General features: G+C 39.5%; 14 protein-coding genes. 8 read left to right on the top strand and 6 right to left on the bottom strand.

The annotated features are described in order from the left end of the window. Position 1 precedes the first annotated feature (1 nt). The 6 genes from QNI22_RS27020 (at position 2) to QNI22_RS26995 (ending at position 8,224) form a co-directional block, all read left to right on the top strand. The gene (locus tag QNI22_RS27020) at positions 2 to 1,489 is read left to right on the top strand and encodes a RagB/SusD family nutrient uptake outer membrane protein (RefSeq protein WP_314515572.1); all 1,488 of its coding nucleotides are present in this window, start codon (positions 2 to 4) and stop codon (positions 1,487 to 1,489) included. 12 nt (positions 1,490 to 1,501) lie between these two features. Further along, entirely contained in the window at positions 1,502 to 2,590 is a 1,089-nt protein-coding gene (locus tag QNI22_RS27015) for a SusE domain-containing protein (protein WP_314515569.1), read from the top strand. Between the two features lie 58 nt (positions 2,591 to 2,648). Then, the gene (locus QNI22_RS27010) at positions 2,649 to 4,040 is read left to right on the top strand and encodes an alpha-amylase family glycosyl hydrolase (protein WP_313986790.1); all 1,392 of its coding nucleotides are present in this window, start codon (positions 2,649 to 2,651) and stop codon (positions 4,038 to 4,040) included. 72 nt (positions 4,041 to 4,112) lie between these two features. After that, the gene (locus QNI22_RS27005) at positions 4,113 to 6,302 is read left to right on the top strand and encodes a glycoside hydrolase family 97 protein (RefSeq protein WP_314515567.1); all 2,190 of its coding nucleotides are present in this window, start codon (positions 4,113 to 4,115) and stop codon (positions 6,300 to 6,302) included. A gap of 344 nt (positions 6,303 to 6,646) precedes the next feature. Beyond that, the gene (locus QNI22_RS27000; RefSeq protein ID WP_314515566.1) at positions 6,647 to 7,195 is read left to right on the top strand and encodes a hypothetical protein; all 549 of its coding nucleotides are present in this window, start codon (positions 6,647 to 6,649) and stop codon (positions 7,193 to 7,195) included. Positions 7,196 to 7,513: 318 nt separating this feature from the next. Next, positions 7,514 to 8,224 (top strand): pirin family protein, encoded by a 711-nt coding sequence (locus QNI22_RS26995; RefSeq protein ID WP_314515564.1) that lies wholly within the window; start codon positions 7,514 to 7,516, stop codon positions 8,222 to 8,224. Positions 8,225 to 8,572: 348 nt separating this feature from the next. Here QNI22_RS26995 and QNI22_RS26990 read toward each other — a convergent pair whose 3' ends face one another. Then, a complete protein-coding gene (locus tag QNI22_RS26990; RefSeq protein WP_314515562.1) occupies positions 8,573 to 9,376 on the bottom strand; it encodes an enoyl-CoA hydratase/isomerase family protein in 804 nt (267 codons plus the stop codon). Between the two features lie 79 nt (positions 9,377 to 9,455). After that, positions 9,456 to 10,352 carry a helix-turn-helix domain-containing protein gene (locus QNI22_RS26985; RefSeq protein WP_314515560.1) on the bottom strand — a complete coding sequence of 299 codons (897 nt, stop codon included), beginning with the start codon at positions 10,350 to 10,352 and terminating at the stop codon, positions 9,456 to 9,458. A gap of 133 nt (positions 10,353 to 10,485) precedes the next feature. Between QNI22_RS26985 and QNI22_RS26980 the strand changes: the two genes are divergently transcribed. Both QNI22_RS26980 and QNI22_RS26975 read left to right on the top strand, forming a co-directional pair. After that, a complete protein-coding gene (locus QNI22_RS26980; protein ID WP_314515559.1) occupies positions 10,486 to 10,728 on the top strand; it encodes a hypothetical protein in 243 nt (80 codons plus the stop codon). Between the two features lie 17 nt (positions 10,729 to 10,745). Then, positions 10,746 to 10,967 (top strand): hypothetical protein, encoded by a 222-nt coding sequence (locus QNI22_RS26975; protein ID WP_314515558.1) that lies wholly within the window; start codon positions 10,746 to 10,748, stop codon positions 10,965 to 10,967. 64 nt (positions 10,968 to 11,031) lie between these two features. On the opposite strand, the gene QNI22_RS26970 is transcribed toward QNI22_RS26975, so the two are convergent. From QNI22_RS26970 to QNI22_RS26955, 4 genes are all read right to left on the bottom strand, one after another. After that, entirely contained in the window at positions 11,032 to 11,484 is a 453-nt protein-coding gene (locus tag QNI22_RS26970; RefSeq protein WP_314515555.1) for an energy transducer TonB, read from the bottom strand. Between the two features lie 121 nt (positions 11,485 to 11,605). Then, positions 11,606 to 11,998, bottom strand: coding sequence for a hypothetical protein (locus QNI22_RS26965; protein WP_314515554.1), 393 nt, complete (start codon positions 11,996 to 11,998; stop codon positions 11,606 to 11,608). A 334-nt stretch (positions 11,999 to 12,332) separates the two neighbouring features. Then, the gene (locus QNI22_RS26960; protein ID WP_314515552.1) at positions 12,333 to 13,283 is read right to left on the bottom strand and encodes a metallophosphatase; all 951 of its coding nucleotides are present in this window, start codon (positions 13,281 to 13,283) and stop codon (positions 12,333 to 12,335) included. Further along, complete coding sequence (locus QNI22_RS26955) at positions 13,261 to 14,019, bottom strand: 5'-nucleotidase C-terminal domain-containing protein (protein ID WP_314515550.1); 759 nt, start codon at positions 14,017 to 14,019, stop codon at positions 13,261 to 13,263. Before QNI22_RS26955 ends, QNI22_RS26960 begins: the two co-directional genes overlap by 23 nt. Between the last annotated feature and the right edge of the window lie 472 nt (positions 14,020 to 14,491).

Raw genomic sequence — 14,491 nt, 5'->3', positions numbered from 1 at the left:
TATGCGAAAGATATTTTTATTTACCTGTTTTAGCTTTCTGTTCTTCTCTGCTTGTACCAATGTAGATGAACATGTATATGATAAATATTCTGAAAAGGATTTCTATGGATCTGCAGAAGGTGCCAATGTAGCTCTGGCTGGTGTATACGCCAAAATTGGGGGAAACTGGGGCGGTGTAGGATATGCTGGTGCGGATAACGGATGGTATGATCTGAATACTATGTCTACTGACGAGCAGGTGATTCCTCATCGAAATACAGGAGACTGGCAACTGGATTTCGCCCGTCTCCATCTTCATCAGTGGCTACCTACTGACTATATTATTACCAATACCTGGAACTGGCTATACAGTTCTATATTCTCTGCCAATCTGGCTGTAGCACAGTTAGAAAATGCCAATGCTGATCCTGCAAAGATTGCAGAAGCAAGAGTGTTGCGTGCCTTTTTCTATTATCTGTTGATGGATGATTATGGCAACGTACCCTTTTATACAGAGAATACCATTACAGTCGATAAATTACCTCAGGTTAGTCGTGCAGAGATCTATCAGTTTGTAGTAGATGAATTAACCAATAATGTAGACAAACTGTCTACTAATAAAGGCGGAGAATATTATGGACGATTTAACCGATGGGCTGGCTATGCTTTACTGGCTAAAGTTTATCTGAATGCCGAAGTGTATACTGGCACTGCTAAATGGAATGAATGTCTGGCGGCTTGTGAAAAATTGGCAGAAGGAGGTTTTTCTCTTCATCCTGGAACCGCCAATGCTTCCAGTCCGCTGGGCTATCAGTATTATGAGTTGTTTGGCGACAAACTGCCTGATGACGAAACGATCCTGGCTATCTATGTCCAGGCAAACGTAGTTTCCCGTAATATCTTCACTATACGTTCTCTTAATGGGCCCCATGCTCTGGCATTGTTTGGCTTTAATGGATGGAATGGGACTATTGTTCCCAAGTCCTATTATGAGAAATTTTCTGATGCTGATATACGCAAAAAACAATTCCTTGTAGGGGCTCAGCCTGGAGGTGTTACCTACACGCCAGAAGTAACTTCTCTGGATAATCCAGGAGCTGATCGCAATGCAGGCGTACGAAATATCAAGTTTTATCCTGTTACACCTATGGATGGTGGCGGTGCCTCTAACGACTTCCCAATTTACCGCTATGCTGATATTCTATTGATGCAGGCAGAGTGCCATGTACGATTGGGTAATGCTTTGCAAGCTAAGTCTTTAGTAGATGCTGTGCGGATTCGGGCTGGATTAAATGCACTTACAGCTAACCCAACGCTGACAGATATATACAACGAACGGGCACTGGAACTCAACTGGGAAGGACATCACAGGCAGGATATGATCCGGTTTGGAACCTTTCTGCAACCCAATGATTTCAGAGGCGCTTCTGAGGAACATAGAAAGTTGTTTCCTATTCCTACTGATGCATTGAATACTAATCCTGCTTTAAAACAGAACCCTGGTTATTAATAAGCTATTCGTATGAGAAAATATATAAATATACTCCTTGTATTCTGTACCATATTGATAGGGGGGACTGCCTGCGAGAAGGATGCTGAACTAACCGTTTTGAAACCCGTATCTTTCACTGGTACTCCACAGATTTCTGCTGCTGATATTGTACTGAATAAGCAAAATAAAAATGAATCTGTACTAACTATTTCTTGGCCAGAGGTATCTTTTCCAGTAAAGGCTCCTGTAACCTATACAGTCCAGATTGATGTACCTGGCGATACTCTCGGAACCACTGCCTGGACTAATGCCAAAACTGTTACTGCCGGAGAGGATGTGCTGAGCAAATCTTTTCTGGGAAGTGACCTCAACAATTTGGCGAAAGGATTAGGATTAGTAGATGATCAGATAGGAACGTTGGTGATGCGGGTACAGTCTACATTAGACAGATCTGTTTATTCCTCCGCTCTTGTTGTGGCCGTAACACCTTATTCAGAAGTAACACAGTTTCCTTCTGCTTTGTGGGTAGCAGGTGATTTTCAGGGCTGGAATGTCACTGCTGCTCCCACATTGGTTTCTGAAAACAATGATGGTATCTATGAAGGCTACATTTACATTCCTCAAGGCGGAACCAACGAGTTTAAGCTTTATGCACAGGCTGCCTGGGAACCGATGTCCTATGGAGATGCAGGAGGCAGCAAGATTATGGAAGCCAACTATGCAGGTGGTAACTTCAAAGCTCCTTCGGATGGCTATTACCTGCTGGCAGTAAACCTGAATACCATGAGTTATCTGTTGTTGAAAACTTCCTGGGGAATTATCGGCGCGGCTACTCCGGGTGGTTGGGATGCTGATACACCCATGACGTATGATGCAGCCACACAAACCTGGAAGGTGACGGCTGCTATGAAAGCCAACGGATCATTTAAGTTTCGGGCAAACAATGCATGGCAGCTTGACTTTGGTATAGATGCCAATGGAAAGCCTGCCTATGCCAATCATCCCTGGAGAACTTATGTAGATCAACCACAGTTCACCGTTCCCGATGATGGTAACTATACGATTACACTGGATCTGCACAAGGCGGGTAACTACAAGTACACACTCCAGAAAAACTAACAAATCCTGAAAATGTAAGCTACTTCTAAAGAGGTAGCTTACTTTACCAATACTACTCATGATAAATTATAACAAGCTTAAAGGACTTATCTGGGCCTTTCTACTGATAACCGTTTCTGGTGCGTGCAAGAAAGATAGTCCTGGTCCTTCATTCTCCTATAAACAATATGGAAGTCCTTTTCAGGGAGTGCCAGAACGTCAGAATGCTGCCATCTATCAGGTAAATCTTAGGGCTTTTAGCGAAGCCGGAACCTTCAAAGGGGTGGAAGCCCGTTTGGACTCAGTTAAGGCATTAGGGATAAATGTTCTTTATCTGATGCCTATCTATCCGGTAGGAGTGGTAAACTCGGCGGGTGGTTTAGGCTCTCCCTATTCTATAAAGGATTACAAGGCTGTGAATCCGGAATTTGGTACACTGGAAGACCTTCGTGCCTTAGTAGATGCTGCCCATAGCAAAGGAATGGCAGTGATTCTTGACTGGGTTGCCAATCATACATCCTGGGATAATGAATGGATTACTGCTCACAAAGACTGGTACCAACAGGATAATGCAGGCAATGTGATCAGTCCTCCAGGCACAGGATGGTTGGATGTCGCTCAGCTAAACTATACCAATACAGAGCTTAGAAAAGCTATGATTGATGCAATGGCCTATTGGGTGTATACAGCCAATGTGGATGGATTTCGTTGTGATGCTGCTGATTATGTACCCTATAGTTTCTGGAAAGAAGCGATTGAATCACTACGAACCATCCAAAGCCACAAATTACTGATATTGGCAGAAGGTGGACGAAATGATCATTTTAAGGCTGGCTTTGATCTGCTGTATGGTTTTAACTTCTTCTATACCATGTCTGATAAAGTATTTGAAGAGAAGGGTTCGGTGACATTGCTGCAAAATGTCAATACAGCTGAATATGCCATTACTCCGGAAAGTACTCAAAGAGTAGTGCGTTACACTACTAATCATGACGTAAATCTGAGTGATGGTACTCCTTTAGAACTGTTTGGCGGAAAACAAGGATCTATGTCGGCTTTTGTTGTAGCTGCCTATATGAAAGGTGTGCCTATGATCTACAATGGTCAGGAAATCGGACAGGCAACCCGCTTGCAATACTTTACCCGAACACCGATTAGCTGGAACACGGCAGATTATGGCATGGTAGCTGAATACAAAAAGCTGCTTGCTTTTTATAATGCAAGTAACACAGTACGTATGGGCGAATTACGGTCTTTTAGTAGTGATGATGTATGTGTATTTACCAAACATGTGGAAGGGGAAACTATACTGGTAATAGCCAATCTGCGTAATAAAGCAGTTACCTATTCTGTGCCTGGTGCTTTGGTGAATACTGCCTGGACAGATGTATTTACCAATACCAGTACAGCTGTAAGCAACCAAATATCCTTGCCTGCATATAGTTATAAAGTGTTGAAAATAAATCAATAAACATATATTCAGAAATAGTTATCTTGAAGTGATAACCATTTCTGTTTTGTTTCATTTCTCATTTATGTATCCATGATTGTTGATAAAGTACTTAACAAAATACAGTGTCGTTCTTTTCTTTCTATAAAGAGACTTTTGGTTGTGATGCTTGTGTGCGGAAGCATAAGTCTGGCAGAAGCACAACAGATTACTTCTCCCAATAAGAACTTCAGTCTAACCTTTAGTCTAAAAGAAAATGGAGTACCGTTTTATGAATTGACCTTTAAAAACAAACCTGTCATCAAATCCAGCAAACTTGGACTGGCTACTCGTCAGGGAGGTTCGTTTCTGGATGGATTTACTGTAACTGATGTGAAAACAACTTCCATTGATGAATCATGGGACCCTGTATTGGGTGAGCAAAAAACAATCCGCAATCACTACCATGAGTTGCTGGTAACACTTACCCAGCAGGCACAACAGGGACGATTTATGCGTATCCGTTTTCGTTTGTTTGACGATGGCCTTGGATTCCGTTATGAGTTCCCGATGCAGAAAGGATTGAGTTATTTTATTGTAAAAGATGAGGTAACAGAGTTTAATCTCGCTGGTAATCATAAAATATTCTGGATTCCAGGTGATTATGATACCAATGAGTATCCATATACTACTTCTACGATTGCAGAAATACCTTCTTTGCAAAAAAAGGCTACAGTTCCGATTACAGCTCAGCAACCTATCAAAGCTCCTTCTGTACAAACACCCTGTATGATGAAATCAGCAGATGGGTTGTACATTAATATCCATGAAGCAGTACTAATAAACTATCCGGCTATGGACCTAGAAGTAGATGCTGCAACATTAAAAATGAAAACGCATCTGGTTCCTGACGCTGTTGGAAACCTTGCCTACATGCAAACCAATGCTCAGACTCCCTGGCGTACTATTGTGGTAAGTGATAAGGCAACAGACATTCTGGCATCACGGCTTATTCTTAATCTGAACGAACCAACCAAATACAAAGACGTTTCCTGGATAAAACCTGTCAAGTATATGGGAGTTTGGTGGGAATATTTTGTAGCAGGCAAAAGCAATTGGGCCTACAGCACAGTAAACAATGTGAAGCTGACGGATAATTTTGCCGCCTTTCCACCTAGCGGACATCATGGTGCTACCAACGAAAATGTAAAGAAATACATCGACTTTGCCTCAGCCAATGGGTTTGATGCAGTACTGGTAGAAGGATGGAATGTAGGTTGGGAAGACTGGATTGGAAACTGGAAGGAAGAGGTATTCGACTTTGTTACCCCTTATCCGGATTTTGATGTAAAGATGCTTAGAGAGTATGCTGCCTCAAAAGGCATTAAAATAATCATGCACCATGAGACATCTGCAGCAGCTACCAATTACGAACGGCGTTTGGATAGAGCTTTTCAGTTTATGGTTGATAATGGATATAATGCTGTAAAAACAGGCTATGTAGGAGATATCATCCCTCGTGGAGAACATCATGATGGACAATGGATGGTAAATCACTACATTCATGTTGCGGATCGGGCTGCTGACTATAAGATTATGGTGAATAGTCACGAAGCGGTACGACCTACAGGATTAAACCGTACCTATCCCAATTGGATTGCACAGGAATCGGCGCGGGGAACAGAGTTTGAGGCAATGGCTGGACTTGCTCCTGAACATGGCACCATCCTGCCGTTTACACGACTAATGGGTGGACCTATGGATTATACGCCAGGTATTTTCCAGACAGATTTGTCTTATTATGGCACAGGAAGCAAACAACGTGTCAATACAACATTGGTCAAGCAACTAGCTTATTATGTAACTATGTACAGTCCGTTACAGATGGCAGCTGATATGCCTGAAAACTATGCCCGTTTTCCAGATGCCTTTCAGTTTATTAAAGATGTAGCTGTAGACTGGGATGATACCTATGTATTGGAAGCGGAACCGGGGGATTATATAACCATAGCCCGTAAAGCCAAAGGAAAACAGGAATGGTATGTGGGTGGCATTACAGATGAGAACCGCCGTACAGCTACTATTTCATTTAGCTTCCTGCCGAAAGGAAAATCCTATATAGCGACTATCTATGCCGATGGTACAGATGCTAGCTATGATAAGAAGCCCCAGAGTTACACCATTCGTAAGGTATTGGTTTCCTCTTCCAGTGTATTAAAGCAGGTACTTGCTTCCAGTGGTGGGGTGGCAGTGAGTATAAAAGAAGGGACATCAGGAGAGATAAAAGGTCTAAAGAAGTTATAATAACTTTGAAGGCTTAAGTATATTCGAAAAGAAGAACTGTATAAACGGAGGCCATAGGTAACTGTCGGGTTACTTTTAGCCTCCGTTTTGTTTATCTAAAAGAAGCAGATTGAAGGTATACTTCTATAAACTGTTGTCTGGAAGTTCTTTGTTTGTAATTTTATTCCTTATTTTATGAATCATAATAAAAGTTAGTAGTATTTTTTCTACCCGAACTAACAAGTGTAAGTTACTTCACAGGTTATAGTCGTCAGCAGAGTTGTATATCTTTTAAGAACTTTAGTATTTATGAGTGTGATCTCTATATGGAGAGGTCAATGACTCCTTTAATTATCCATAAGGCTATGACTCAATTTGTTCCTTTTGAAAAAGGTGTAGAAGTAAACGGACAAACCATTCTTGCAGTAGTATATGCCCTTCATGCAGGAAGAGATACCCGATGGGGCATCCTGGAAAAACATGGACTAGGCAATATACAACCTGATCAATGGTATAGTCAGGAGAAGTGGTTGAATGCATTTCGCGATATTAGTAAGCATCTGGGAGATCCTACACTTTTTGTTATTGGAAAGGCCATTCCAGAAAATGCACTGTTTCCTCCTGAAATAGACTCTTTGGAAAAGGCATTAAACAGTATTGATATTGCGTATCATATGAATCACCGTGGGGGAGAAATTGGGAGCTACAAACTTACAAGCTTTGATGCTGCTAAAAGAGAAGCAATTATGGTGTGTCATAACCCATACCCCAGCGAGTTTGACAGAGGTATTATCACAACAATGCTCCGCAAATTTAAACCAAAAGATTCCTACATAGCTGAAGTTAACCTTGATCAAACGAAAGAAACCCGCCAGGAAGGAAAAGAAACCTGTACCTATATTATTACCTGGTAATACCTTATTACACAAGTAGGAAAATCTGTATTTTTTGACTTGTGCAAAAAACGATTCTATTATTTCTTTGCAATACAAAAATATAAAAGCAGCATTTAGGGCGGCTTTTCTCAGAGCATTAAGCTCCGAAGCCCGGCGGGAGTGCCGGGCTTTGTTTTTTCTATCTTTCCCCAATTATTCATGTATTTTTGCTGAAAGCATCAACTGTAACAAGAGTTATTGTTTAGTAGGGCAATGCGTTTTGTAAAAGATTCGTTTGCTTATAAAAGCACCACACAGATAGATTCTTCTATTGTTTGCACTCCAACTACATACAACATGATTGTACAAAATAAGGCCGTGATCCATCTGGCCGAACAACGGGGCTTCCTGAGTTCAGAAGGCCAGAAAAGTTATGTTACCTTCAATTTTGGTGAATATCAAAATGAACACCGGAAACCTTTTGGTGTGCTTCAGTTATGGAATGAAGAAATTCTTTCTGCAGAAAAGAGTATTGAGCTAACAGTGCCTCAATCAGTAGAGGTAGTACTTGTGCCATTGGCAGGGTTGATCGAATACAAAGACAGTAAGGGTACGGAAAACTTCATTTCTGCGGGACAAATCTATGTAACTTCGTTATCAGAAGGAACAAGTTATCGGATTATCAATCCATTTGAGAAAGATGAAACTGTGATCTGTCTGCACATGTGGTTGACTAGGAGGACAACAGATATAGCAGATCCAACAGAGCAAATCACCTTTAACCTAGATGAAATAAATCAGTTGTTGCCATTGATTACTGCCACCACCAAACCCTATCTGTGCTATATTGGCAAATACGATGGTCGTGTTAAGGGAGAATATACATTGACAGATAACCGTAATGGCATTTATGTTTTTGTTATTACCGGAGCTTTTGAAGTACAGGACAGATTGTTGCATGCCAAAGATGCTCTGGCATTATGGGAAACCGAAAGTATAGATTTTGAAGCATTGTCAGAAGGAGCTATTCTTCTCTTATTTGAAGTTTCAGGTGAATTCCCAGCATAAGAGAGATGGCTGGAATTCTGTTCATTTCCAGTGAATGATTCGAATTCCAGTCAAATCCTCTCAAAAAGTATTTCGTATGTTGTTGACTGATCAAACAAAGAAGTGACCAGAAATCGAATCACTTTTCGTTTTGACCATAGTTCCGGTCGCTTTCTCGTTTGACTGGAACTATGGTCACTTTGAAAAAATATTCGAATACCAGTCGCTTTTCAGAAATATTCGATCTCTGTTCACTTTACAGAATGACTGGAGTTCTGTTCACTTTTGACAGTGACTGTAACTCCAGTCATTTTTTATTATAACCAGCATTTCGACAGATATCCTCATTCATATTGATCGCTCGCTTATTTACAGATATTTGGCAAGGTTTAACTCCACATCACTATATTGCTGCAGTCCTTTCTCTAACAAAGATTTCACCCGTTGTCTGCTTTCTGGCCATTCCAGTGAAGCAAAGAAACGTTGTTGTGTTTCCTGCAAATGCTCGTTTTGCGGAAGTGTGACTCTTTGGTTTATTGTCGCTTTGATTGAAGTAATAGCCTGCTTGTCAAAGGAAGAAACACGTTTGGCGAAATTGTCTACAAACGCATCCAGTTCATTATCAGGAATAGCCCGGTTAATCCAACCATACGAAGCCGCTGTTTCTGCATTGTAATCATCTCCACTCATGATTACTTCTAATGCTTTCGCTCTTCCTATGAGTAACGGCAGGCGTTCCAGTCCACCCCCACCCGGAAAAGCACCGATACCAATTTCAGGTTGTGCAAAAATAGCTTTCTCCCTACTGGCAAACCGAATATCGAATGCCTGTATAAACTCGCTGCCTATCCCTCTTGCTCTGCCTCGTATAGAGGCAATACTTACAAAGAGAGCCTGTTCCAGGCGTTTGGCGAGATCTGGCCAGGCAATAGAGAGTCCTGTCTTACCTGGACCTTTAGGAAACGCTGCAATATCAATAAGTTCAACATGAGCAACAAAGAAATCGGGATTGGCACTTTCAAAAACTACAACTTTTAGGTTTTCATCTGCTTCCATTTGATCTAGTAATACCCGTAATTGATTGGAGAACTCTGCATCAAATATGTTGACAGGAGGGTTGTCTATCAGTACTTTCCAGTACCCCTGGTTTATTTTTTGTGTTGTGAAGATCATAGTAGAAGATTGAATTAGTTTGATAAGACAAAAGTAAATTCAACTTCCTGCTGGCAGTTAACACAAAGTACGGAATTGCTTATCCTTTTCCCTGATTTCGGATTTCGTTGGGTGAGACGCCTTTTACTTTCTTAAACAACCTTGAAAAATAGGGTACATTGTCAAAACCAAGCTGATAGGCAATATCGCTGATATTCATATCCGTTTGCAGCAATAAGATCTCTGCTTGCTCAGTGACAAACTCGTGTATCAGAGCTATAGTACTTTTTCCTGTTTCTGACCTTATCAGATCAGTAAGATAGTTTGGCGACAGATGCAGTTTCTGAGCAATAGAAGATACGGTAGGTATGTTTTGTACAGGTTGTGACAGGTTATTGTAATGAGATTGCAATAACACCTTCACTTTGGACGCGATGGAAATAAATTGAGTACTTACTTCCCGGAACTGTCTTTCGTAGAATAGCTCGGCATAGGTAAGTACAACATTGAGCAAGGATAAGATTACATCCTGATTGGCATTACTTTTATGAGTAAGCAATTCCTGATGTATTTTGGTAAATAGCCAGGTTATGGTTTCTTCTTCCTCTGGTGTAAGAAACAATGCATCCTTCACTTCATAACTGAAATATTTGTATTGTTTAACCTTATGAGCAACCGGATGTTTTCTAATCAGATCTGGATGAAAGACAAAAGAATACCCATCCCAGAATGTGAGACTTTCCCAGGAAACAATCTGCGCAGGTTCCCTAAATAACAGCAGACCGTTTTTTGTATTGTATTTTTTACTGCCATATTTAATATCACCTGTAAAGTTTTTCTTCAACGAAATTCTATACAGATTAACCTGTATCTCTTTGCTCGATTGCGGAAAATTGGGGATAGACTCCTTACAGACTCTGCTATCCATCAGTGGATGTGGAGGATTTGCCAGATTCAGATACTTGTTATAGCCTATTATGTCATCGAATACTTTCACAAATGCAAAGATGTGAAAATTTTGTTTTGCTTTTGGGTAGGTGATGTTTTAGTAGATTGCAAATGTTGTAGTACTATTGTTTTAATTTCAGAAAGCTATCATATTGATAAAAGAAACATATTTTGGATAAAGCGTGATTGACATAACTGATTTTTTGCTGGAAGGAACCTATAAGAACTTAAAGGTAGGGACTGTATTTACAGATGACACAGCTTCGGTAAACAGAATCAACATTTCATTTGCAAATGGGCAGTCAGTAGGATTTCAAGCCCACATAGATGCCATCTGTTTTGATGTTGGCAATGACGAAAATGGGGTTATTGTTTATATCATTATAAAAGAAACAAAACAAGATCAGAAACTCCTATTTAAATAGGGAAAGAAAATGTCATTTTGAATGACACAGATCTTACAAAACTCATTAAAATTTTAAACAACAACTATATTGAATGGGTATTCAGCCGTTGTTGGGATAAGTTGATTTATATTCAACTGGTTAGAAGCAAAGTGGAAATTTGTTATGCGTATTATGATGCAGAGATGGGATATGGTTTTCAGACTGCGGAGATTTGTGATAAAGAACGATATAAATGGGTAGATTCACTGCTAAATTAACTTTCTGTTTCATCTTCGTTCTCACTGAATAGTTTCTAACTGTTCTATGTATTTAGGAGATATTTTAAAACCGTACCGGAAAAATCATTCTGACAGGTACTGCTTTTCCATTGCATTTGCCTGGCTTCCAGTTTGGCATCTTTCTGAGTACTCGCAAACCTTCCTGATCCACAAGCGTTAAGTTCCTTATATCCTTATTGACTATTCTTTCGTTAAAAACGCATCCATCTGTATCTATTACAAACTCCATGAAAATAGAACCCTGAAATTGTTTTACGTTGGGATAGGTGAAATTCATAGTAAAAAAATGACTGAGTTCGCTTTGTCCTCCAGGATATTCTGGCATAGTGTCAACAAAAGTATAAATCTTTCTTTTGGTTATATTGTCAACATAGTTTGGACAATCTTCTGGCAAATCTTTGGAATGATCTGTTGAACACACAAGATAACTCATAAACACGAAATAAGTAAAGAGCTTTTTAATACAGAATTGCAGAATGAATAGAACATCGTTCATAAGTATCCTGAAATATATTTTTGTTATTTGAGTAGAGCTATTTACTAAACAGCTTCACAGTTTAATTTATAGCTGCTATCTAAAAAAGAGCGACCTATCCAAAAAGCTGAGAGCTTTGTGTTTAATCGGCTATTGCTTTACTAATTTCAAAAACTTTTTTTGTCCTTTTATCAAAAAGAATAACTACTCTAGATCCAAGCTCTACATCTAAGGGGGCATCACAATCACGCCTCGGTTGGTATTTATAGTTACTCTTGTTTACAAATCTGAAAAAATCATAGCAATAGACATAAGCTATATATGCAGGTTCTTGATTATCTACACAGCAAAAGTCAGGATCACCCAATAATATCTCAACTTCTTCAATAGTTCCGTCTTTGATTTTATTTAAAATTTTTCCTTTTTGTATAGCTTTAATTCTATAACCATATTTTCCCAACGTATCTTCTTTCCACAGCTTGGTAGAAAAAACCAAACTATCAGAATGAACCACTTGCTTATATGTTTGTGCCATACAAGAAAAACTTACACAAAGCGCCAAGAGAGAAACGTAATACCTAAATCATCAAATTGAGTTTAAATGTAAAGGCTCCTTCATAACTGAAGTTTGACTTTATCAGAACTCTATATACTAATCATTAATAACTCTAGAGCAGGAAATTGTAATTGCATAAGGTCTGAAAATTGGAGGGTTACTGTACAGCTAAACATAAAGATGCCTCTCATTATCTGCATCCATTGATACCTCTAAAATAAGGAGAAACAACGAAGGTAAAACTCTAGTAAAACAAAACCAGAGCCTACTAAACGTAAACTCTGGTTTTTAGTAACTATCGAATAAACTTTACTTATCCCGGCAACTGATTATTAATCTGATATTGTGTGGCGGCTTTAATCTTTTTGGCTGAGCCTTTTTCAAAGTAATAATCAATCCGGCCCAAGTTAATGCCTGCCCATCCTACCTGATTGATGGTAGTAATATGTCCATCCAAATTCTTTACATCTTCAGGCTGGTCCAGGAACGTATGCGTATGCCCTCCTATGATCAAGTCAATGTTACGGGTGTTTTTGGCTAAGATCTGATCCGATACTTTTGACTCTTTGTAGTTATACCCTAAGTGAGATAAACAAATCACCAGATCGCAGGCATGGTCATTTTTAAGAATAGCAGCCATCTCATTGCCCTTTTTGATTGGGTCAATATAGATGGTTTCTCCATAATTTTTCTTTTCCACCAATCCTGCCAGTTCAATACCCAGACCAAAAACTCCTATCTTCAATCCATCCTTCTTAAAGATCTTATAAGGTTGGGTTGAGCTTTTAAGAATGGTATTAGAGAAATCGTAGTTGCTGACCAGAATCGGGAATTTGGCATGAGGCAATTGTTTATAAAAACCTTCCATTCCATTATCAAAATCATGATTGCCCATAGTGGCTGCATCATACCCCATATCCGTCATCATACGCATTTCCAGTTCACCATTGAACATATTAAAGTAGGGTGTACCCTGGAAAATATCACCTGCATCCAGAAGCAATACATTTTTCTGTTCTTCCCGGATTTTTTTTATCAGCGCGGCTCTTCTGGCAACCCCACCCAAACCCTGGTTACGTGATCCATCCATAGGGAAAGGTTCAATGCGGCTATGAACATCATTGGTATGCAAAATGGTAAGTTTGTGTAGATCTCCTTCTTTCGCAAGAGCTTCTAATGACTGTGTACTAAAGGCAAGAGAGGCTGCTGCAACCCCTGCTGCTTTCAGGAATTTTCTTCTGTCAAATTTTTGTGATTCTTCCATCGAGTTCTGCATTAATATCTTTACCTGCGTCAGTGGTTGTTTTAATATAATTAATCAGGGCATCACGTATTTTTAGCCCTAAGGATCTTCTTTCAAGCGGATCTTTAAATCCACCCACATGATCACCACCATTGGCAACATAGTCAGATGTTAGTATCAAATAGGTTCTGTTCTTGTCAAATGACTGTCCATTAATTAGTGGATTAACAGGTTTTTGAGATTCGATTGTCATTCGAAGACCTGCTACAGGTTGCCCTCCCGAACGGGCAATAAAGTTTAACAGTTCTTCCACATCTGAGCCTTTTAGTTTCAGTACAACCATTTCATTCTCAAAAGGCATTAACTCAAATACATTCGACAAGTGAATGTCTCCTTTGGGAAGGCTGTTACGCATACCACCTTTGGTGCTGGGAATCGCAAAATCAATGGAAGGATCTATTTTCTTTCCTTCTGCAAGAACAGCATCCGAAAAAAAGTTGCCCAGTAACGTTTCTGGTAAGTCATAGCTTTTGGTCAGTTCCTTGGCACAATGTCCGATTACCTGATTCATCTTTGCATCCATTTGCTCCTTATAGGGCCAGTAGGTTTTGACAATAGATGAATCGACAGGAACTTGTGAGTCAATGGAATACTTCCCTCGATCACTGCTTACCAACGCATAGTGTGACTTGCAAGACCAGAGGATCGCAAGCAGGTACAGGACTAGAATGGTTTCTAACTTAATTACAATCTTCATTAGGGTTATTTAGATTAAAAATGGTGGTTGATAGTTGCTGAAATTCCGAAAAACAGATTTATACTCTATTTCTTCTATATTTCACAAGCTGATAAACCATGTATGGTTTGTTTATTGACTATTGCTTTAGTATTCTGTGACTGAATAATGGTAGGCTAAGCGTTAACGAATAAATAATCAGAAAAAAGTGTACACAGGAAATCTGCAATTTCCTCTCATTCTTCTTCTAACTTTATACAGTAATGTAAAAAACGCATCTTACTGTGCGTTGGCATCATAAGGAGATGCAAAAATAGAGAAATGTCTGCATTGCACAATCTACATCTTGTAAAAATTATAAACCATATGTGCTGGATGTTCTGCATATGGGAAGTAACCCAATCATCAGGTTTGGGTGAGGTATTTCTTTTTTTTGTAAAATATCTGTATTGTCAAAATAGAATTTTAAGGAAATTTTAAGGTTGTTTTTAAG

Source organism: Xanthocytophaga agilis, assembly GCF_030068605.1.
GTDB lineage: Bacteria > Bacteroidota > Bacteroidia > Cytophagales > 172606-1 > Xanthocytophaga > Xanthocytophaga agilis.
The sequence above is the reverse complement of the archived record's forward strand: the minus strand, read 5'-3'. Positions and strand labels throughout refer to the sequence as shown.

Coding starts and splice junctions, on each gene's coding strand:
- QNI22_RS27020 (WP_314515572.1), top strand. CDS start 2: ATGCGAAAGATATTTTTATTTACCTGTTTTAGCTTTCTGTTCTTCTCT.
- QNI22_RS27015 (WP_314515569.1), top strand. CDS start 1,502: ATGAGAAAATATATAAATATACTCCTTGTATTCTGTACCATATTGATA.
- QNI22_RS27010 (WP_313986790.1), top strand. CDS start 2,649: ATGATAAATTATAACAAGCTTAAAGGACTTATCTGGGCCTTTCTACTG.
- QNI22_RS27005 (WP_314515567.1), top strand. CDS start 4,113: ATGATTGTTGATAAAGTACTTAACAAAATACAGTGTCGTTCTTTTCTT.
- QNI22_RS27000 (WP_314515566.1), top strand. CDS start 6,647: ATGACTCAATTTGTTCCTTTTGAAAAAGGTGTAGAAGTAAACGGACAA.
- QNI22_RS26995 (WP_314515564.1), top strand. CDS start 7,514: ATGATTGTACAAAATAAGGCCGTGATCCATCTGGCCGAACAACGGGGC.
- QNI22_RS26990 (WP_314515562.1), bottom strand. CDS start 9,376: ATGATCTTCACAACACAAAAAATAAACCAGGGGTACTGGAAAGTACTG.
- QNI22_RS26970 (WP_314515555.1), bottom strand. CDS start 11,484: ATGAACGATGTTCTATTCATTCTGCAATTCTGTATTAAAAAGCTCTTT.
- QNI22_RS26965 (WP_314515554.1), bottom strand. CDS start 11,998: ATGGCACAAACATATAAGCAAGTGGTTCATTCTGATAGTTTGGTTTTT.
- QNI22_RS26960 (WP_314515552.1), bottom strand. CDS start 13,283: ATGGAAGAATCACAAAAATTTGACAGAAGAAAATTCCTGAAAGCAGCA.
- QNI22_RS26955 (WP_314515550.1), bottom strand. CDS start 14,019: ATGAAGATTGTAATTAAGTTAGAAACCATTCTAGTCCTGTACCTGCTT.